The sequence below is a fragment of the Azospirillum lipoferum 4B genome, assembly GCF_000283655.1.
GTDB classification, from domain to species: domain Bacteria; phylum Pseudomonadota; class Alphaproteobacteria; order Azospirillales; family Azospirillaceae; genus Azospirillum; species Azospirillum lipoferum_C.
The window spans coordinates 36,045-52,591 of sequence record NC_016586.1; the positions used below are offsets into that span (position 1 = coordinate 36,045).

A 16,547-nucleotide genomic window follows, 5' to 3' on the forward strand; every position below is an offset into this window, starting at 1 on the left:
CGCATTTCGGCTCCCCCGCCCGCCTGCCGGTCAGCCGGTCGCCTGCGGCGATCCTCGACCCAGGCCGATCCGGCATCGTGGGGACCCTCCTGTCTTCAATCAGAGGAGGGAGCGATGCTCACCATCGACCGCCAGATCCAGGAGTTGCGCGCCGAACTGGCCGGCAGCGTCCTGACCCGCCGTGAACGCGTCCAGGCTCAGGCGGCGCTGACCGCGCTCATCGCCCGGCGGGCGGCGAGGGAGCGGGCCTTCGACGCGCGGATCGCCGAGGATGCGGCGCCCGGTTGAGGCGTTGTTCCGCCCGCCGGGCGGTCCCCGGAATGACCGCTCCACCACCGGCGGGAGGGAGCGGCTATTCCGCCGTCTCCGCGCTGGCGGTTTCGTATTCCAGCAACGCCGCCGGGGTCACGCCCAGGGCGTCGGCCATGTCCTTCACCACCGTCACCGTCGGATTGCGCGCCCCGCGCTCGATGCCGCTGATGTAGGTCCGGTGCAGCCCGGATTCGAAGGCGAACTGCTCCTGCGACCAGCCGCGCGCGCGTCTGATCCGCTGAACGTTGAGGCCGATCCGCTTGCGAATGTCCATCCCGGCAGAAAGCCATCTTGCAGCCGATCAGTCTACAGACTATGAGTAACATTGCGCGGTGACCGGTTGCGCCGAGGCGCCGCGTACCCGTTCCGCGCGGGGACGGCCGGCTGAAATGCACTTGGGAAATCCGACGCGAGGAGGGCGACGCCCGTGACCACCGCACCCCTTGTCCGAGCCAGAGGCCGGAGCCGCGCCAAGCTGCCGGCCGGTCTGGACGTCATCGACGCCCACATCGGCCTGCGGGTGAAACTGCGCCGCACCCTGGCCGGCCTGTCCCAGAGCGCCCTGGCCGAACGGGTCGGCGTGACCTTTCAGCAGGTCCAGAAATACGAGAACGGCGCCACCAGCATCACTGCCGCGCGGCTCTGGCAATTGGCGAACGCCCTGGATGTCCCGGTCAGCTTCTTCTTCGACGGCCTGCCCGGTGCTGGACGCAATGGAGAACTTGACCCTCCGCCCCCGGAGTTCGACCGCCGGGAAACCCTGGAGTTGGTGAAATGCTATTATCGGCTGACTCATCCTGCGGTTCGCCATCGTCTCTTTGATCTGCTGAAGGCGACGGTGTCCGCCCTGGAGGCGGGGGACTCGCCTCACACCGGAGGCTGATCGGTTTTGAAGCGAACGCCCGGACCTTTGCCGTCAACCGCCTCGATCAACTCCACGCCGGCGGCATCGAAGGCGCGCAGCAAGGCCTCGATGGTGACCGGATGGGCGTTCACAGCGCCCCGGGTCGCTTCCAGCCGCTTGATGGTCGGTTCGGACAGCTTGGACGCGAGGGCCAAATCCTTCCGCTCCCATCGGAGAAGGGAGCGCGCAGCTCGAAGTTGTTCGCCGGTCGGCACGGTGCGGCTTTCCAATCTTATCCTATATGGGATAAAATGATCCCATTTGGTTTGACGCGGAGCGGTGCGTGCTCTAACGTAGAGGGATAAGTGACCCTGAGTCTGCCGGCAAGCGCCGGACACAGCCACCGCGCGGATGACGCGGCCCAAACGGCATTTTTCCATTTGGCTGGATCTCAAAGAGGTTCCCATGCCCGCTCCGACGCCACCGGTGGCTGTCCGGCCGTCAACCCTTCGCGCTTGCCTCGCGGCGGCGGCTCGTCTGCTGAACGCGGCGGCGAGGGACTCAGACGGTTTTGAGCCCTTGGTGCCGCTCTGGCGGGAATGGCGGCGGGCTGCTACCGCGGTCAACCGGTCGTGCCGGGCGGCGCAAAGGCTGGAACGCCAACTCATGGCCAGCATCGGCCCGCCGCGCGTCGAAGTGCCGCTGGACCCGCCACCCTCGCAACCGGTCTACGCGTCCGACGCCCGCGCCATCGATCGATTGCTCGGCACCGACCTCGTCAGCCACCCCTTGCGCGACCGCCTCAAACAGGACCTTGCGGCAACGCAGGCGCGCTGGGAGCGGGAGTCCGCCACCAGTGGCCTGAACGCCGCCAAGGCGGAGGAGGCCGCCGCCAGCCAACGGGCCGAGGCGGTGCTGGAACGGGCGGCGGCGACCCCGGCGCGTTCCCTGGTCGGGGTGCTGGCGAAACTCACCATCGCCGCCGAATGGGGAAGCCGCGAACCGGACCACGACGCTCAGCCCTGGCCCTTCCTGCACGGCGCGCTGGCCGATCTGGTGAGCGCGGTGACGGGCGCGCGAACCATAGACACGCCGACACCGTGACGCCCACCGCCGGGCGGAAGTCGGCGAATCCGCCGATACGGAAAAGCGGAAAGCCGGAAGGCTGGTTTCACGGATTTCCGCCAGCCCGCACTGAAATTGCCGTGCATATGCGCAAAATTCGACGGGCTTCCGACGAAAGTTCGTTGGAACTTCGACCCCTTCGGCCTCAAAGCAAGGGTGGCGGTGACGCTGCGCCATATCCAAGTATGCTATCCAGCGTCGTCGCCGTTTGGGTGGCTGCCCGTCAGTTCGGAGAGATAGGGGTGATGGGACGGAAGCGTCAGCAGATCGCCGGGAAGAACCTTCAGCGCTTGCGCCAACCGGCCGAGCGTGACCACCGTCGCCTTGTGCTCGGCCCGCTCGATTTGGCCGACATAGCTGCGGTCGATGCCCGCCCTGTGCGCGAGGTTCTCCTGCGTGATGCCCCGCTCACGCCGCAGACGCCGGATGTTTGCGGCGAGTATGTCGGGCAGATCCTCCATCGCCAGGATGGAGCCTCATTGCGGGGGATGTCTCCACGGGATACATCTCCCATTCCGATGGCGGCTCCCTGGTCCGGGGGGCTTTGTGCGGGTTTGGTCCAGGGGAAGGGAGCGCACGCATGAAAAAGCCGCGCATCGACGCGCCGGTGTTCGACGAGGCGCCCAGCGACGAGGCGCTCACCGACTACGACCGGCTGCATCTGGTCACCTACCTGCGCCTGCTTGACGCGGCGGCCGAGGGTGCCGATCCGGATGAGGTCGCTCGCATCGTCCTGCGCATCGATCCGATCGAGGAACCCGAGCGCGCCCGGCGTGCCCACGCCAGCCACCTCGCCCGTGCCCGTTGGATGACCGAGAACGGCTACCGTCACCTGCTCGGGTCGAGCTAGGCCGACGGAGCCGCTGTGGCGCGACTGGTACCGGATCACGCCGGCCGGGCGCGAAATCCCCGTGCGATCAAAGACTTTCCTTCCTTTCGATCGGAGGAGGGCGGACTGGGCTTATCGCCCGATAAGCATCACCGGCCTAGCGGCGTCGCGTCCCGTCCGCAACCTCATCGTCCGGATGCGCATCCGTCCCTTCCATTCGTGACGAGGACGGTTCCATGACGAACACGAAGGACTGGCGGTCCGCCGCCGCCTACGCCGACACGGTGTCGCTGTCGGTCTCCGGCTGGGCGTGGGAATTCCTGCGCCGCAACCCGGACTATCGGGCCGAGAGGCGGGCGACGGCGGCGCGGGCCGTGGAGCGCGCCGCCGTCGCCCGGCGTTGGGGGTTGTCCTGTCGTCGAGGATCCGGACCGCAGCGGCCACGACACGGCGATCTTCTGGACGCCGGACCTCCTGCCGGGGCTGGTGCGGCTGGTCCCGGCCCCAATATCCGGGCGAGTGGTCCCTGCGACCGCTGATCCCTTGACCGGGCCGGGGCGGCGGGCGGTGCTGCCGACGCCGGACGGTCTGCACGTCGTCATCGCCGATGGTCCACGGGAGCGGCGCTTCCTCGTCCTGGCCCCCGAACTGCCCGAGCCGGGAACGCCGTTGAGGGCCACCGTGGCGTTCGACGCCCCGCTTGCGCCGCAGATCGCCGGGATCGAGCGGTTGGCGGCGCTGATGACGGGGTCCGATCCGCCAGCCGAGTTGACCGGCTACCAGACCGACATGCTGCGCCGGGTTCTGCAAGGGCTCGACGCCGCGCTGGCCGGCGCCAGCCTGCGCGACACCGCCGCCGCGCTGTTCGGCGACCAGCGGACATCCACCGACTGGTTCCGCTCCAGCCCCTTGCGCGATCAGGTCCGCTACCTGATCCGCCGGGGCCGGCGGCTGATGACCGGCGGCTATCGCGACCTGCTGGCCGGCCGGTTCGGGCGCGGTCCCGCGTAGACTGTGGCCGAAGGGACCGGGGGACTCCGGCCTCTCCGGTCTTTCCCCTCCCCGGCGTTTCGCTGTTTCCGCGAGCCTTCCGCCATCGCCCGCCGCCTCCCCTGGCGGTGCGCTTCGGTTCACGGAGGCTCGCTCATGTCCGACACCACCGGCAATCTGCCGCCGCGCTTTCTGCGTACGCCCGAGGCCGCGCGCTTCCTTGGCCTGTCCGGCCGGACGCTGGAGAAGCATCGCGTCTACGGCACCGGACCGCGCTACCGCAAGATCGGCGGGCGGATCGTCTACGCGCTCGACGATTTGAAGGCCTGGGCCGACCAGGGCCTGCGTACCTCGACCTCCGATCCCGGGACCGGCACCGTGCGGCCGGCCCGGCCGGCGACGCGCTGAGGGCGGCGCGATGGACGGGTTTCGCAACGGCGATGCCGCGCATCGGCAACGCGATCTGTTCGTCACGCTTCCCGGCGACATGGCGGTGCGCGATCAGCAGGACCTGATGGCGCATCCCTTCTTCTCGCTCGCCAAGTCCCGGCGCACGGTGCCGATCGACTACGCCGCCGGCGACGTGCGCATCCGGGTCGAGGGCACCGCCGAGCACGGCATCGCCACCATCTGGGACGCCGACGTGCTGATCTGGGCGGCCAGCCAACTGGTGGAGGCGCGCGACGCCGGACTGCGCACCGCCCGCCAGTTGGTGACGACGCCGCATCAGATCCTCACCTTCACCGGGCGTGGCACGTCGGTGCGCGACTACCAGCGCCTGCGTGCCGCTCTCGACCGCCTGCAGGCGACCACCATCGTCACCAACCTGCGGCAGACCGACCAGCGGCGACGCCATCGCTTCTCCTGGATCAACGAGTGGAAGGAACGGGCGGATGCCGCCGGCCGGCCGCTCGGGCTGGAGCTGATTCTGCCGGACTGGTTCTACCAGGGTGTGCTGGAGGACGCCTTCGTCCTCACCATCGAGCGGGACTACTTCGCTCTGACCGGCGGGATCGAGCGCTGGCTGTACCGGCTGGCCCGCAAGCACGCCGGCCGCCAAGCCGAGGGCTGGGTTTTCGATTTCCGCCACCTGCACCTCAAATCGGGCAGTCTCGCCCGTTTCGCCAACTTCGCCATCGACCTGCGGAGCATCGCCCGGCGGCAGCGGCTGCCCGGCTACCGGCTGAGCGTCGAGCGTCGGCGAGATGGCAGCGAACGCCTGCGTTTCCGGCCGGGCGGCGTCCTCGCCACGCCCCCGGAGCCGCCGAACACTTATCCACAGACGCGTGGGGAAAACCGGTGAAACCGCTCGTGCCATCACGTGTGCAATCGCTCGTGCCATCGGGTGCGGCGAGGTCGTGCCATCGGGTGCGCGAACCCTTGGCAACCCTCTGGTCCACAACGGCGATTCGCGCTCTTAACTTATCTAACAAAGACTCTAACGACTCTTTGTTGTTGGCCGGGTGGATTCCTGGGGAGAAGCCGCGTCACGGAGCGGCGCCATGATCGTGGCGCTGCTGAACCAGAAGGGCGGTGTCGGCAAAACCACGCTGGCCCTTCACCTCGCCGGTGAACTGGCCCGGCAAGGGCAGCGCGTGCTGCTGATCGACGCCGATCCCCAGGGCTCGGCGCTCGACTGGGCCGAGCGGCGGAATCGGGAGGGTCTGCCCCGGCTGTTCGCGATGATCGGCTTGGCGCGGGAGACCCTGCACCGCGAGGTACCCGATCTTACCGCCGGGGTCGCGCATGTCGTGATCGACGGGCCGCCCCGGGTGACCGCGTTGGTCCGCTCGGCGATCCTGGCGGCCGAGCGGGTGCTGATCCCGGTGCAACCCAGCCCCTTCGACGCCTGGGCCTCGGCGGAGTTGCTGCGGCTGCTCGACGAGGCGCGCGGCTGGAAACCGGAGCTGTCGGCCCGCTTCGTGCTGAACCGCTGCATCGCCCGCACCCGGCTGCTGGCCGACGCGCGGCACGAGTTGGCCGGGGTGGTGCCACCGGCGCTGGCGGCGTCGGTCGGCCAGCGGGTGGTCTTTGCTCGGTGCATGCGGTCGGGCCGGTTGGCCTTCGAGCTGGAACCGCATTCCGCCGCCGCCCACGAGATCACCGCCTTCGCCACCGAGTTGCTGGAGGTTGGACCATGAGCGGCGAGCGGATCGGCTTCGGCGACCGCCCCGGTGCGCCCGACGCCTGGGTGCGGCGAGGCGAGAGCGGGCAGCCGGCCAAGGCGGAGGTCTACACCGCGCGGCTGACGGTGGATATCACGCCGGAACTGCGGGGACGGATCAAGATCGCCGCCTTTCGCCGGGGCGTCACCATGGCGGTGCTGCTGCGTGAATTGCTGGAAGCCCGCTTCGCCGGGGAGGACCGGCCATGATCGCCGCTCTGGTCAATCTGACCCCGGGGGTGGGCCGCACCACGCTGGCGGTCAATCTGGCGGGCGAGTTGGCGTTGCAGGGCCGGCGGGTGGCGTTGCTCGACGCCGATGGCTGTGCAGGGGCGCGCGAGTGGGCGGGGATGCGACGGGCCAACGACCTGCCGGCCCTGTTCGACACCATCGCCATCACCAGCAGCCAGTTGCGCTGCGGGGTGTGGGGACTGGCCACCGGCTTCGATCACATCCTCCTCGACACCCCGTCCCGCTCACCGGCGGCGGTGCGGGCGGCTCTGCTGGCGGCGGAGACGGTGCTGGTGCCGACGCTGTCCGACCCAGAAGCGATGGGCCGAAGTGCCGCCACGATGCAGTTGGTCACCGAGGCGCTGGCGGTCGAACCTGGTCTGACGGCGGCGCTGGTGCTGATCCGGGCGCTGGACGGGCTGGCGGTCGAACCGGGGGCGGAAGTGACGGTGCTGGGGCTGCGCCTGCCGGTGGCCGCGGCGGTGGTGCGGCAGCGGCGGACCTTTGCGGAAAGCCGGAGCACTGGGTTGCTGGTGCCGGAGTTGGAGATGGCCGGGCGGGCCGAGGCGGACGTCCGCCACCTCGTCTCGGAGGTCTTTGGTCGGGGATCGGCTTCGTCGGCGGGCTGATCAAGGGGGGCGGCGGTGCTGTCCGACCCAACAGCAAAGTCTGGCGTGCAACAGCGCGCAAAGACAGGAAAGCGGACAAAATGTCCAAGTCCCGATAGTGCCTGTGGATGATCTGTGGAAGAAGGAAAATCAACGGTCAGCAAGATAAAGGGGCGGTTCGCCGTCGTTCGTGATCGTTGATTTTCTTGAGTTTCAGCCGTGTACGCCTCAATGGAGGCGAACATTGGCGAACATGACCCGTTGAGCCGCCTCCCCCGATTGATTTCTGTTCCGCCGCCCCCGTTCGTTTCATCGTCACGGTGGCAACGACCCTTGGTCGATGGGCCGGGGGCAGGGAGGATGGCGGACATGGGATGGCGCGGGTCGATCTTCGACGGTCTCGCGGCCGATGACGGCTTCAAGGCCCGCATGAAGGCCTTGGCCGATCGCGGCCGGGCGCTCGCCCGCGGCTATGTCCGCCGGGCCGAACGTCGGGTCAAGGTCCGCGCGGCGTCGGCCGGGTCCGGCGCCTACGCCCGCCCGGTCAACATCAAGCTGATCTACCACGACCGCGCCCGCGGCGCCTTTCCCAACTCGGTCGCCGTGCTGGCCAACTACTTGGCCAAGGACGGGCCGCTGTTTGACCGCGACCGCCTCGGCCTCGACAAGGGCGAGATTGCCGCCGCCTGGTCGGACGACCGCCGCGTCTTCCACGTCATCGTCAGCCCGAACGACGGCCATCGCATCGACGACATGGTGGCCTATGGCCGGGACGTCATGACCGCCTGGGAGCGCCGGGTCGGCGGGCTGGAGTGGGTGGCCGCCGTCGAGCGCAAGCCCGACATGGCCCACCCGGACGGCAACCAGCACCTCCACGTGATGATTCGCGGCGTGCAGGACGAGCGCGATCTCTTTTTCGAGCGCGACGTCGTCACCCATTGGTTCCGCCATGACGCCGTCGAGGTCACCACCCGGACGCTCGGCTGGATGGACGAGCGCGAGCGGCAGGCCTATGAGCGCCAACTGGTCGAGATGCAGCGCCTGCGCGAGGAGCGCGGCCGTGAGGCCGGGCGCGACGCCCTGCAGGAGCTGGGAGGGCGCGAGCTGTGACGCGGCGATCCCTCATGCTGCCCGGATGTGTCGCGGTTTGGCTGCTCACGGTCCAGGCCGTCACCGAACTGGTCGGCTGGATCTTCGCTTGGCCCGCCGTCTTTGGCGGGCTGCGGGTCGGCGGCATCGCGCTCTACGGACCTGGCCAGTTCCTCGGCTGGCGCGGCCTGCTGGCCCCCGGCCATCGCTGGATCGTCACGGCCTCCGCCCTGGTCTGCGTCGCCGCCGCCTTGGCGCTGGCGGTGCGGGTCGGGCTCACCTTGCGGGGGGATCGCGCACCCCGCTTCGGCGCCGGCCGCTGGGCCAAGGATGCCGATGTCCGCCGCAGCGGTCTTCTGTTGAGGGGGCGGCGATGACGGCGGACTCCTGCATCGTTCTCGGCGCCTGGAACGGCCAGCCCCTGCGCGAACGCAGCATGCAGCCGGTGCTGGTGATCGGCCCGACCGGCTCGGGCAAGACCACCACCACGGTGCTGCCCACCCTGTTCGCCGGCTGGCGCGAGAGCGCGGTGGTGTGGGACTTCAAGGGCACCCTGGCCGGCGACAGCGGGGCGGCGCGAGAACGCTTCGGCGACGTCATCGTCCTCGACCTGGCCCGGCCGGGCGGTTCCCGCTACAACCCGCTGATGGCGGTGCGCCCCGGTCCCCATCTGGTGCCGGACTGCCAGCACGCCGCCCGCATCCTCACCGAAGGCGAGAAGGAAGGCCACTGGCGCAACGCCGCCTTCTCCTACCTCACCGGTGTCTTCGTCTTCCTGCTGACCGCTGCCCCGGATGGCGAGAAGACGCTGACCGGTGCGCGGCGGCACATCCTGCTCGGCGACGACGGGCTGAAGCGCCGGGGCCGGCGGAACGGAGCGGCGTCATGAAGGACCGGGATGCTGAGCTCGACCGTCAGTCCCTGCTACTGGCCTCGCTGGTCCTGCTGCGCGACGCCCTGTTCGGCGACCTGCTGGCCCGCGACGACGTCGCCAACCTGCTGGTGCTGCCGCCCGCCGGCGGGGCCGGCCTGTGCCGGGTGGTGGTGAAGAACGGGCCGGTGCCGGAACTGGTCCGCATGGTCGAGCCGGCCCAGCTGCTGCGCTTCCTGGCGCTCGTCGCCGGCTTTCACCGCAAGGAGCTGCGCCGCGACCGCCCAACGCTCGACGCCGTGCTGCCGGTCACCGGCGAGCGCCTTCACGCCGACATCCCGCCGGTGACGCCGGGACCGTCCTGCTCGATCCGCAAGCCCTATCGCGGGCGCATCACGCTGGACGATTGGGCGGCGTCCGGCGCGGCGACAAGACTCCAGGTGACGTTGATCCGCCGGCTGATCGCCGCCCGCCGCACATTGGTGATCGCCGGCGACGTCGACACCGGCAAGACGACGCTGCTGCGCGCCTGCCTGGAGGAACCGGCCTTCCGGCAGGGGCTGCCCGCCATCCTGCAAGACCCCTACGAGTTCGAGCCGCCCTGTCCCTTCGCCTACGCCATGGTCGCCGATCCGCTGGCCGACCCGCCGGTGACGCTGGAGGCCCTGGTGGCCGGTGCGCTACGGGTGCCGATGACGCATCTGGTGCTGGGCGAGGTCCGCCGGGCCGAGGCCCGCGCCATGGTGGTCGGCTGGACCACCGGCCATCCCGGACTGTGCACCGTGCATGCTGGTTCGGCTTGGGACGCGCTCGACCGCGTCGCCCAGATGGTCGGTCTCGGCGGCGTCGCGATGGACGCCCTGCAGATGCGCTGGATCGCCAAGGCTGTGGACGCGGTGGTCCATCTCGCCCGCCACCCCGATGGGCGCCGCTTCGTCAACGAGATCGTCCGGGTCGAGGGTTACGACCCGGCGTGCGGGTTCGTCCTCCGCCCGCTGGCGGTAGGGGATTTTGACGGTGGAGGTGAGTATGACATCCAACGGTAACGCGCGCCGGGCGCTCGTCCTGGCGCTGACGCTGGCGGCGGTGACGGGGCCGGCCCGCGCCCAGGTGATCGCCAATCTCGGCGCCGAACTCCTGTCCTGGCAGGCGGTGTTCGACACCAACTTCGTACCGATCGCCGTCACCGCCGGACTGCTGCTGGCGCTGGTCGCCGCGATGTTCTCGCGCATCGCCGGGGTGGTCGTCTTCGTCTTCACCGTTGCCGGTGCCGCCGCCTATGGCGCGCGCGACGCCATCATCGCGCTGGCCGGAGGCTGAGCGATGAACGCTCCGCTGCTGCCGGATGGATGGGAGAAGCCGGTGCGTCGCACCTCGGTGCGGCCGACCAAGATGCCGCTCGGCGTGCCGATGGAACTGCTGGCCATCGCCCTCTGGCTGGCCGCCGAGCTGTGGTTCGCGCTCGGCGCCTTGCCCCAGGCGGTGGCCGGGTTCCTCGCCGTCTTCCTCACCGCCCGTCATCTGACCCGGCGCGATCCCTGGTGGCTGGAGATCCTCCGCCAGGGCACCGCCGCCTGGCTGGCCCGGGCGTTGCGCACGCGGGGCCGCTCGCTCGGCCTGTCCGCTTACAAAGCCCCCCGCTGATGAGGATGCCTTGACCATGCTCGACCTGACCGCCTTCGACGATGGCTTCGACGCCTTGTCCCGGCATCTGCCGTGGGATTGCTTCGTCTGGCCCGGTGTCGTGCTGCTGGAGGAGGACGGCGCGCTGATGGCCGTCGTCGAGTATGGCGGGCGCGACCAGAGCGTCCAGGATCCGGCCGAGATCCAGCAGACCGCGATGGCCGCCAGCAACGCGCTGTTCCCCTTCACCGGCGGCTGGACCTTTCACTTCGAGACGCAACGGCGCTGGGGCCACGGCTACCCACACGGAACCGGCGCCCATCCCGTCGCCAGCCAGATCGACGCCGAGCGCCGGGAGCGGCTCGACGCCGCCGGACGGCAACTGCGCTCGCGCAGTTTCCTCGCCATTACCTTCACGCCGACCCACAAACAGGCGCGGCGCTGGGCCGCCTGGTTCACCCGCAACCCGCCCGAGCGCGCCAAGCCCGACGTCATGCGCGACCATGTCGAACCGTTCCGCCAGCTGGTCCTGCAGTTCGCCGGCCTGTTCGGCCGCGCCGTCGGCTGGGCACGCATGCTCGACGACGACGCGGTGATGGCCTTCCTCCATTCCTGCGTCTCGCCGATCGAGCAGCCGTATGTCTCGGCTCCCGACATTCCGGGATTTCCGATCAAGGCCAACCTCGTCGATGTCGGTTTTCTCCCCGGTTCCTTCCCGGCCTGGAGCAACGGGGCGGAGCGCTGGCACCTGCGCCTCGTCGGCATCGGCGGCTACCCCAAGGTCAGCCACCCCGGCCTGCTGAACGCGCTCGACGCGCTGCCCTTTCCCGTCCGCTGGTCGGTGCGTTTCGAGGCGATGGACCATGTCCAGGCCCGTGGCGTCTTCGCCGCCCTCTGGCGCAAGCACGACGACACCTCCTATGACTGGCGCTCGGTGCTGCTGCGTGCGGTGGGTGGCTTCAGCGCGCTGCGCCACGACCCGGTCGGCGTGCTGGAAGCCCTCGAGGCCGAGGCCGCCCGGCTCGAGGCCGAGCAGGCCGGCACCAGCTCCGGCTGGATGACGCCGACCGCCGTGCTATGGGGCGCCTCCGTCGAGGAGGCCGAGGCCCGTCTGGGCGACCTCGTCAAGGCGCTGCGGTCGCTGGGCTTCACCGTCCTCGAAGAGAGCTGGGGCGCCGAGCGGGCGTGGTACGGCACGCTGCCCGGCCATGTCCGGCCCAACCCGCGCAAGGTGCCGCTGACCCAGGTCCAACTCGCCGACTTCCTCATCCTGTCCTCGGTCTGGGGCGGGCCGGCGATCAATCCGCATCTGCGCTGTGACCCGCTGATGCAATTGGAGGCCGAGGGCGGCACGCCCTTGATGTTCGACCTGCACCAGGGTCCGGACGGCGCGGCGCTGGTGATCGGGCCGCCGCGCACCGGCAAGTCCACCGTGCTGGCCTTCATGGGCCACCAGTTTCTCGCCCGCGCGCCCGGTGCCCGTGTCGTCTGGATCGACGTCGATGCCACCGAGAGCACGTCGCTGGTCGCCACCTGGGCGGCGGGCGGCGAGTTCTTGTCGATGGGCAGCGGCGACGGCACGGTGGCGGACCTCGCCTTGCAGCCGCTGGCCGACATCGACACCGCTGGCGGCTTCGCCTGGGGCCACGGCTTCGTCATGGATCTGCTGCGGCTCCAGGGCGTGCTGGCCCCGGGCGGCCTCTCGGCGGCGCAGGCCGGCGACGCGGTGGACGCGGCGCTGCATCTGCTGGCCGTCTCGCCGCCGTCCGAGCGCACCCTCTCGCACCTCGCCCATCTGGTGCAGGACAACATCCTCCGCATCGCCCTGGAGCCCTATTGTCGGGGTGGTCCCTACGGCGATCTGGTCGATGCGGCGGAGGACCGCTTCCTCGGTTCCGCCTGGACCACGGTGGACATCGGCGCGTTGATCGATCGCGGCCCCGGTGCCGTGCCGGTGATCCGGGCGCTGTTCCGCCGCTTCTACCGACTGTTCGCCGATGGCCGCCCGACATTGTTCCTGGTCGATGAGGCCTTCAAGGCGCTCAAGCACCAGCCCGACGAGCTGGACGAGCTGCGCCGCCGCGGGCCGAAGAAGAACGTCGCCCTGGTGCTCGCTACCCACCAGCTCGACGACATCGAGGGCAGCCCCATCGCCGCCATGCTCAAGACCATCCAGGTTCTGTTGCTGCTGGCCGACATCAACGCCGCCAAGCGGCGCATCGTCCTCGACTGGGGCCTCAACGCCACCCAGGCGGCCCAGGTGGGCACCGCCATGCCCCGGCGCGACATTTTCTTCAAGACCCCCGAGGGCAGCCGGCTCGGACAGCTCACCCTCGATCCCATCGCGTTGGCGGTCTGCGGCTGCGGTGGGGCGGCGCAGCGTCGGGCCGCCTTCGCCACCATGTCCGAGGCCGGCGCGGCGGGCTTCGCCGCCGCTTGGCTGCGCCGGCACGGGCTGGCGGAAGCCGCCAACACCCTGGACGGGAATCCATCCGATGACGGAGACACACCATGACAAAATCCCTGTCGCGTGCCGGCATGGCGCTGGCCGTGACGCTCGGCGTCACCCTCGCGTCGCCACCCCCGGCCCACGCCTTCCTCGGTGGCCTGCTCAACAGCTTCTTCGGCGGCGGTGGGGGCGGCTGCTTTTCCGAGAAAAGCGACGGCCTGCTCGGCACCGCTGTGTCGGCGGTCGCCGGCTACGCCACCGGCGGCGTCGCCGGTGCGGCGATGGGCGCCGGCTCAAACCTGACCGGCTCTGGCGGGCAGGCGCCCGGCTGCCCGATCGTCGAGAGCAAGCCGCTGATGGTCGAGGGGATGGTCCAGCGCCAGGAGGTCGAGATCATCGCCCAGACCGCGCACATGCTGACCCAGATCGACAACATGATCCGCATGCGCGCCCTGTCCGACCTCGACACCGGCGGTGTGATTGCCGGACGCCTGAGCGATGCCCGCCGCAGCGCCGGCCGGATCGCCACGGTGCTGTGGACGACGGAGGGTGTCGACACCCAGTTCATCGGCCTCTATCCCGACACGCTGCCGGAGGAACTGACCGCTGAAGGGCTGGCGGCGCACCAGGCCGAACAGGCCCGGCTCGCGCGTGCCGCCAGCCGGGCCAGCAAGCTGGTGTCGGCCGACGTCATGACCGGCATCGAGGCCTACCCGGAGCGGGCACGGCACCTGATGGCGGTGCTGAAGGCCTGCGACGGCCAGACTTGCGCGATCGACACCGCGACCCAGGCGACACTGCTCAACGCCGAGATGTCCGGGCAATTGCTGATGATGCAGGCCGCCCACGGTCGGGCGCTGGAGGCCCAGTCCGATTACGAACAGGCCGCCGTCGAGCGCGCCCGCCAGCACGCGCTCATCAACTGGCGCGGTCTCGCCACCTACGGCGCACCGGGGAGCTGACCATGGGAACTCGTTTCATTCTCCTCGCCCTCGCCATCCTGCTGGCGATCGGCATCATCGGCGCCGTGGCGCTGGTGCTCTACGCCCGCTCCGATACCGGCACCTCCGCCTTGGAACGGCTGGAGCGCGACAACCCGGACTGGAAAGGCATCGGCCGGTACGAAGCGCCGGTTCCGCCCCGACCCGTGCGGGAGTGAACCGGCATGGACGTCAGCGGCCTGTCGATCGCCTTGCACCAGCTCACAGCCGCCGTGGTCACCGGCCTCGGCCTGCTCGGGCCGGACGCCCACGCCGCGCTGCGGATGCTGATGACGCTGTCCTACACCCTGGCCCTGCTGCTCTGGCTGTTCGAGGGCAAGCCGGCGGTGCACGGCCCCTTCCTGCGCATGCTGCTGAAATTCGCCGCCATCGGCGCGCTCATCGACTGGTTCCCCGCGGGTTCCGCCGCTCTGATGCGGGCGGCGGCCGACCAGGGACTGAGCCTCGGCTCCGGCGGCGGCATGTCGCTGGACGACCCCGGCGCCATCGCCCATCTCGGCATCCAGGCGGTGATCCCGCTGATGCTGCGGGTCAAGGAGATGCTGGGGCCGGTCGACTTCTTCCTGAACTTCGTCGAGATCGTCATCTACCTGCTCTCGGCCCTGGTGGTGATCGTCAGCTTCTGCATCCTGGCGATCCAGGTGTTTCTCGCCTTCCTGGAATACCGGCTGCTGTCGCTGGCCGCCTATCTCGCCATCCCCTTCGCCGTGTTGGGACCGACCAGCTTCGTCGCCGAGCGCGCCATCGGCTACATCGCGGCCTCGGCCATGAAGCTGCTGGTGCTGGGCGCCATCATCGCCGTCTGCGGCGCCACCCTGAGCCATCTGACCGTCACCGGCACGCCGACGCTGGACCAGGCCTTCGGGGTGGCGGTGCTGGCCGCCGCCATCTTCGTGCTGGCGATCAAGGCGCCGCGCGCCGCCGCCGGTCTGGTCAACGGCGGTCCGGTGATGGACGGCATCACCGCGCTGGCCGCCTTGTGGACCGCCGGCTGGCTCGGCGCCCGCAGCGTTGCCGGTGGAGCCGCCGCGTCCTCGGGCGCCGCCGGCAGCGTCATGGCGAGTGGCGCCACCGCCTGGGGCGGCCTGCGCAGCATCGTGACCGGCGCCACCGGCGCGGTCGGCAGCGGAGCCGACACCGCATCCTCGGCGGCGGGCCGGCGGTACCCGGCCGGGACCTTCCGGGCCGGGGCCGCCGCCAGCCCGCGTTCGGGCGGCGGCTGGGACAAGCCGATGACCGAGGCCCAGCGAGGCCAGCTCGACCGTCTCGCCGCCGGCCGCACCTATCCCGCCGACCTGACGCGTGGACAGGCCAGCCGGCTCATCCAGCGATGGGGCGGAGAGGAGTCCTGGTACCGCGGCGGCGCCGGGCCGAAACCCGAGGCCCCGGACACAGGAGACGGCCAATGAAGCAGCGCGTCGTCAACGCCTACGACCCGCCGCCGGCCGGCGTGCCGGACAGCGCCCGCTATCTGGACGCCATGACCTACCGGGCCAGCCGCGAGGCCAAGGCGCTGCGCCTGAAACGCTGGTACCTCGGGCTGGTCGTGATCAGCCTGTCCTGGGGTGGGCTGATGACCTGGGACAATCTGCGCATGGCCGGCCAGCTGGTCGAGATCGCCCGCACCAAGCCGGTCTACCGGGTCGAGCAGGCGCTCGACGGCCACCAGAGCCTGGTTCTGCTCGACACCACCCTCAGCGTCACCAAGGGTGCGCGGATCAACGCGGTCTCCTGGTTCGTCCGCTGGCAGCGCCAGATCGGCACCGATCCGGTGGTGCTGGCCAAGGACCGCGCCGCCGCCCGCGCCCGGCTGATCGGCGGGGCCGAACGCAAATGGGACGCCCTGCTGGCCGCCGACCTCGACCCGGCCGAGGGCTGGACCCGCGACGTTGCCGACATCCGCGTCCAGGAGCGCGAAGCCGACGCCCGAACCGGCGCTTCGGCCTTCTATGTGGTGTGGACCGAGACAGTCTACCGGCGTTTCAAGCCGGAAAGCCGGGCGCTGATGAGCGCGGCGGTGGTGACGCTGGACGGCCCGCCGCGCGACGGCGCGCTCGACGGCGTGTCGATTTCCGGCTTCTCGCAGCCGAGCGGCACGCGCTGGCGCTCGCGCCGCGTGAGGCGGCCAAACCTCACGCCGCGCCGCCGTCTTCGCCTCCCGCGATGGAGCCCCAGCCATGACCCGGATCTTTCCCTGGCTCGCCCTGCCGCTGCTCGCCGCCTGCGGCACCGACACGACAATTCCGCCTCCCACCGCCACCGCCGCCTCGCCCCAGCCCTACACCCTGGCCGACCTCCACATTCCGCCCACCACGACGGAGCGCGTCCCCCGGGAACAGCCCACCCCCCGGCCGTCACGGGCGCAGACCCGCGGCTGGGTCGGGCAGGCCAACGAGGCCGCCCTTGACCTG

The 16,547-nt window shown here is 70.3% G+C and carries 25 protein-coding genes; 22 read left to right on the forward strand and 3 right to left on the reverse strand.

Annotated elements, in window-relative coordinates; all coding sequences use genetic code 11:
* Positions 1–114 precede the first annotated feature (114 nt).
* Entirely contained in the window at positions 115–288 is a 174-nt protein-coding gene (locus AZOLI_RS32905) for a hypothetical protein (RefSeq protein WP_014188683.1), read from the forward strand.
* Positions 289–352: 64 nt separating this feature from the next.
* Here the strand turns inward: AZOLI_RS32905 and AZOLI_RS18580 are convergent, their stop codons facing one another.
* The gene (locus AZOLI_RS18580) at positions 353–586 is read right to left on the reverse strand and encodes a helix-turn-helix domain-containing protein (RefSeq protein WP_014188684.1); all 234 of its coding nucleotides are present in this window, start codon (positions 584–586) and stop codon (positions 353–355) included.
* A gap of 153 nt (positions 587–739) precedes the next feature.
* Between AZOLI_RS18580 and AZOLI_RS18585 the strand changes: the two genes are divergently transcribed.
* On the forward strand, positions 740–1,195 hold the full coding sequence (locus tag AZOLI_RS18585) for a helix-turn-helix domain-containing protein (RefSeq protein WP_014188685.1): 456 nt from the start codon (positions 740–742) through the stop codon (positions 1,193–1,195).
* Here AZOLI_RS18585 and AZOLI_RS32595 read toward each other — a convergent pair.
* Positions 1,180–1,446, reverse strand: a complete 267-nt coding sequence (locus tag AZOLI_RS32595; protein ID WP_244442606.1) for a helix-turn-helix domain-containing protein — start codon at positions 1,444–1,446, stop codon at positions 1,180–1,182. The genes AZOLI_RS18585 and AZOLI_RS32595 overlap by 16 nt on opposite strands.
* A 376-nt stretch (positions 1,447–1,822) precedes the next feature.
* Between AZOLI_RS32595 and AZOLI_RS18595 the strand changes: the two genes are divergently transcribed.
* On the forward strand, positions 1,823–2,260 hold the full coding sequence (locus AZOLI_RS18595) for a hypothetical protein (RefSeq protein WP_014188687.1): 438 nt from the start codon (positions 1,823–1,825) through the stop codon (positions 2,258–2,260).
* Positions 2,261–2,469: 209 nt separating this feature from the next.
* Here AZOLI_RS18595 and AZOLI_RS18600 read toward each other — a convergent pair whose 3' ends face one another.
* Positions 2,470–2,742, reverse strand: a complete 273-nt coding sequence (locus AZOLI_RS18600) for a helix-turn-helix domain-containing protein (protein ID WP_014188688.1) — start codon at positions 2,740–2,742, stop codon at positions 2,470–2,472.
* 119 nt (positions 2,743–2,861) lie between these two features.
* Here AZOLI_RS18600 and AZOLI_RS18605 point away from each other — a divergent pair, with 119 nt between their 5' ends.
* From AZOLI_RS18605 to AZOLI_RS33310, 19 genes are all read left to right on the forward strand, one after another.
* Positions 2,862–3,131: a DNA -binding domain-containing protein gene (locus tag AZOLI_RS18605; RefSeq protein ID WP_014188689.1), complete on the forward strand. Its 270-nt coding sequence runs from the start codon at positions 2,862–2,864 to the stop codon at positions 3,129–3,131.
* 215 nt (positions 3,132–3,346) lie between these two features.
* Positions 3,347–3,649 carry a transcriptional regulator domain-containing protein gene (locus AZOLI_RS33305; RefSeq protein WP_014188690.1) on the forward strand — a complete coding sequence of 101 codons (303 nt, stop codon included), beginning with the start codon at positions 3,347–3,349 and terminating at the stop codon, positions 3,647–3,649.
* 4 nt (positions 3,650–3,653) lie between these two features.
* Positions 3,654–4,121, forward strand: a complete 468-nt coding sequence (locus AZOLI_RS30455) for a DUF2285 domain-containing protein (RefSeq protein WP_014188691.1) — start codon at positions 3,654–3,656, stop codon at positions 4,119–4,121.
* A gap of 135 nt (positions 4,122–4,256) precedes the next feature.
* The gene (locus tag AZOLI_RS18615; protein ID WP_014188692.1) at positions 4,257–4,508 is read left to right on the forward strand and encodes a helix-turn-helix transcriptional regulator; all 252 of its coding nucleotides are present in this window, start codon (positions 4,257–4,259) and stop codon (positions 4,506–4,508) included.
* 10 nt (positions 4,509–4,518) lie between these two features.
* Entirely contained in the window at positions 4,519–5,403 is an 885-nt protein-coding gene (locus AZOLI_RS18620; RefSeq protein ID WP_014188693.1) for a replication initiator protein A, read from the forward strand.
* Between the two features lie 199 nt (positions 5,404–5,602).
* Positions 5,603–6,241: a ParA family partition ATPase gene (gene parA, locus AZOLI_RS18625; protein WP_014188694.1), complete on the forward strand. Its 639-nt coding sequence runs from the start codon at positions 5,603–5,605 to the stop codon at positions 6,239–6,241.
* Entirely contained in the window at positions 6,238–6,474 is a 237-nt protein-coding gene (locus tag AZOLI_RS18630) for a hypothetical protein (RefSeq protein WP_014188695.1), read from the forward strand. The genes parA and AZOLI_RS18630 overlap by 4 nt, the downstream gene beginning before the upstream one ends.
* Positions 6,471–7,124 (forward strand): AAA family ATPase, encoded by a 654-nt coding sequence (locus AZOLI_RS18635; RefSeq protein WP_014188696.1) that lies wholly within the window; start codon positions 6,471–6,473, stop codon positions 7,122–7,124. The genes AZOLI_RS18630 and AZOLI_RS18635 overlap by 4 nt, the downstream gene beginning before the upstream one ends.
* Before the next feature lie 339 nt (positions 7,125–7,463).
* Positions 7,464–8,213 carry a hypothetical protein gene (locus tag AZOLI_RS18640; protein ID WP_244442607.1) on the forward strand — a complete coding sequence of 250 codons (750 nt, stop codon included), beginning with the start codon at positions 7,464–7,466 and terminating at the stop codon, positions 8,211–8,213.
* A gap of 14 nt (positions 8,214–8,227) precedes the next feature.
* On the forward strand, positions 8,228–8,569 hold the full coding sequence (locus tag AZOLI_RS32600) for a hypothetical protein (protein WP_044552073.1): 342 nt from the start codon (positions 8,228–8,230) through the stop codon (positions 8,567–8,569).
* Positions 8,566–9,081: a type IV secretory system conjugative DNA transfer family protein gene (locus AZOLI_RS32605; protein WP_044552076.1), complete on the forward strand. Its 516-nt coding sequence runs from the start codon at positions 8,566–8,568 to the stop codon at positions 9,079–9,081. The genes AZOLI_RS32600 and AZOLI_RS32605 overlap by 4 nt, the downstream gene beginning before the upstream one ends.
* Positions 9,078–10,109 (forward strand): ATPase, T2SS/T4P/T4SS family, encoded by a 1,032-nt coding sequence (locus AZOLI_RS18655; protein ID WP_014188698.1) that lies wholly within the window; start codon positions 9,078–9,080, stop codon positions 10,107–10,109. Before AZOLI_RS32605 ends, AZOLI_RS18655 begins: the two co-directional genes overlap by 4 nt.
* Positions 10,093–10,383 (forward strand): hypothetical protein, encoded by a 291-nt coding sequence (locus tag AZOLI_RS18660; RefSeq protein ID WP_014188699.1) that lies wholly within the window; start codon positions 10,093–10,095, stop codon positions 10,381–10,383. The genes AZOLI_RS18655 and AZOLI_RS18660 overlap by 17 nt, the downstream gene beginning before the upstream one ends.
* Before the next feature lie 3 nt (positions 10,384–10,386).
* Positions 10,387–10,707 (forward strand): VirB3 family type IV secretion system protein, encoded by a 321-nt coding sequence (locus AZOLI_RS18665; protein WP_014188700.1) that lies wholly within the window; start codon positions 10,387–10,389, stop codon positions 10,705–10,707.
* Positions 10,708–10,723: 16 nt separating this feature from the next.
* Positions 10,724–13,201 (forward strand): conjugal transfer protein TrbE-like, encoded by a 2,478-nt coding sequence (locus AZOLI_RS18670; protein ID WP_014188701.1) that lies wholly within the window; start codon positions 10,724–10,726, stop codon positions 13,199–13,201.
* Positions 13,198–14,097: a hypothetical protein gene (locus AZOLI_RS18675; RefSeq protein ID WP_014188702.1), complete on the forward strand. Its 900-nt coding sequence runs from the start codon at positions 13,198–13,200 to the stop codon at positions 14,095–14,097. The genes AZOLI_RS18670 and AZOLI_RS18675 overlap by 4 nt, the downstream gene beginning before the upstream one ends.
* Positions 14,098–14,099: 2 nt before the next feature.
* Positions 14,100–14,294, forward strand: coding sequence for a hypothetical protein (locus tag AZOLI_RS18680; protein WP_014188703.1), 195 nt, complete (start codon positions 14,100–14,102; stop codon positions 14,292–14,294).
* A gap of 6 nt (positions 14,295–14,300) precedes the next feature.
* Positions 14,301–15,545: a type IV secretion system protein gene (locus AZOLI_RS18685; RefSeq protein WP_014188704.1), complete on the forward strand. Its 1,245-nt coding sequence runs from the start codon at positions 14,301–14,303 to the stop codon at positions 15,543–15,545.
* Positions 15,542–16,543: a hypothetical protein gene (locus tag AZOLI_RS33310; protein ID WP_014188705.1), complete on the forward strand. Its 1,002-nt coding sequence runs from the start codon at positions 15,542–15,544 to the stop codon at positions 16,541–16,543. Before AZOLI_RS18685 ends, AZOLI_RS33310 begins: the two co-directional genes overlap by 4 nt.
* The last annotated feature ends 4 nt before the right edge of the window (positions 16,544–16,547 follow it).

What these genes read in the sequence shown, in the direction of transcription:
- AZOLI_RS32905 (WP_014188683.1), top strand. Translation starts at nt 115, where the DNA reads ATGCTCACCATCGACCGCCAGATCCAGGAGTTGCGCGCCGAACTGGCC.
- AZOLI_RS18580 (WP_014188684.1), bottom strand. Translation starts at nt 586, where the DNA reads ATGGACATTCGCAAGCGGATCGGCCTCAACGTTCAGCGGATCAGACGC.
- AZOLI_RS18595 (WP_014188687.1), top strand. Translation starts at nt 1,823, where the DNA reads ATGGCCAGCATCGGCCCGCCGCGCGTCGAAGTGCCGCTGGACCCGCCA.
- AZOLI_RS18600 (WP_014188688.1), bottom strand. Translation starts at nt 2,742, where the DNA reads ATGGAGGATCTGCCCGACATACTCGCCGCAAACATCCGGCGTCTGCGG.
- AZOLI_RS18605 (WP_014188689.1), top strand. Translation starts at nt 2,862, where the DNA reads ATGAAAAAGCCGCGCATCGACGCGCCGGTGTTCGACGAGGCGCCCAGC.
- AZOLI_RS33305 (WP_014188690.1), top strand. Translation starts at nt 3,347, where the DNA reads ATGACGAACACGAAGGACTGGCGGTCCGCCGCCGCCTACGCCGACACG.
- AZOLI_RS18615 (WP_014188692.1), top strand. Translation starts at nt 4,257, where the DNA reads ATGTCCGACACCACCGGCAATCTGCCGCCGCGCTTTCTGCGTACGCCC.
- AZOLI_RS18620 (WP_014188693.1), top strand. Translation starts at nt 4,519, where the DNA reads ATGGACGGGTTTCGCAACGGCGATGCCGCGCATCGGCAACGCGATCTG.
- parA (WP_014188694.1), top strand. Translation starts at nt 5,603, where the DNA reads ATGATCGTGGCGCTGCTGAACCAGAAGGGCGGTGTCGGCAAAACCACG.
- AZOLI_RS18630 (WP_014188695.1), top strand. Translation starts at nt 6,238, where the DNA reads ATGAGCGGCGAGCGGATCGGCTTCGGCGACCGCCCCGGTGCGCCCGAC.
- AZOLI_RS18635 (WP_014188696.1), top strand. Translation starts at nt 6,471, where the DNA reads ATGATCGCCGCTCTGGTCAATCTGACCCCGGGGGTGGGCCGCACCACG.
- AZOLI_RS18640 (WP_244442607.1), top strand. Translation starts at nt 7,464, where the DNA reads ATGGCGGACATGGGATGGCGCGGGTCGATCTTCGACGGTCTCGCGGCC.
- AZOLI_RS32600 (WP_044552073.1), top strand. Translation starts at nt 8,228, where the DNA reads ATGCTGCCCGGATGTGTCGCGGTTTGGCTGCTCACGGTCCAGGCCGTC.
- AZOLI_RS32605 (WP_044552076.1), top strand. Translation starts at nt 8,566, where the DNA reads ATGACGGCGGACTCCTGCATCGTTCTCGGCGCCTGGAACGGCCAGCCC.
- AZOLI_RS18655 (WP_014188698.1), top strand. Translation starts at nt 9,078, where the DNA reads ATGAAGGACCGGGATGCTGAGCTCGACCGTCAGTCCCTGCTACTGGCC.
- AZOLI_RS18660 (WP_014188699.1), top strand. Translation starts at nt 10,093, where the DNA reads ATGACATCCAACGGTAACGCGCGCCGGGCGCTCGTCCTGGCGCTGACG.
- AZOLI_RS18665 (WP_014188700.1), top strand. Translation starts at nt 10,387, where the DNA reads ATGAACGCTCCGCTGCTGCCGGATGGATGGGAGAAGCCGGTGCGTCGC.
- AZOLI_RS18670 (WP_014188701.1), top strand. Translation starts at nt 10,724, where the DNA reads ATGCTCGACCTGACCGCCTTCGACGATGGCTTCGACGCCTTGTCCCGG.
- AZOLI_RS18675 (WP_014188702.1), top strand. Translation starts at nt 13,198, where the DNA reads ATGACAAAATCCCTGTCGCGTGCCGGCATGGCGCTGGCCGTGACGCTC.
- AZOLI_RS18680 (WP_014188703.1), top strand. Translation starts at nt 14,100, where the DNA reads ATGGGAACTCGTTTCATTCTCCTCGCCCTCGCCATCCTGCTGGCGATC.
- AZOLI_RS18685 (WP_014188704.1), top strand. Translation starts at nt 14,301, where the DNA reads ATGGACGTCAGCGGCCTGTCGATCGCCTTGCACCAGCTCACAGCCGCC.
- AZOLI_RS33310 (WP_014188705.1), top strand. Translation starts at nt 15,542, where the DNA reads ATGAAGCAGCGCGTCGTCAACGCCTACGACCCGCCGCCGGCCGGCGTG.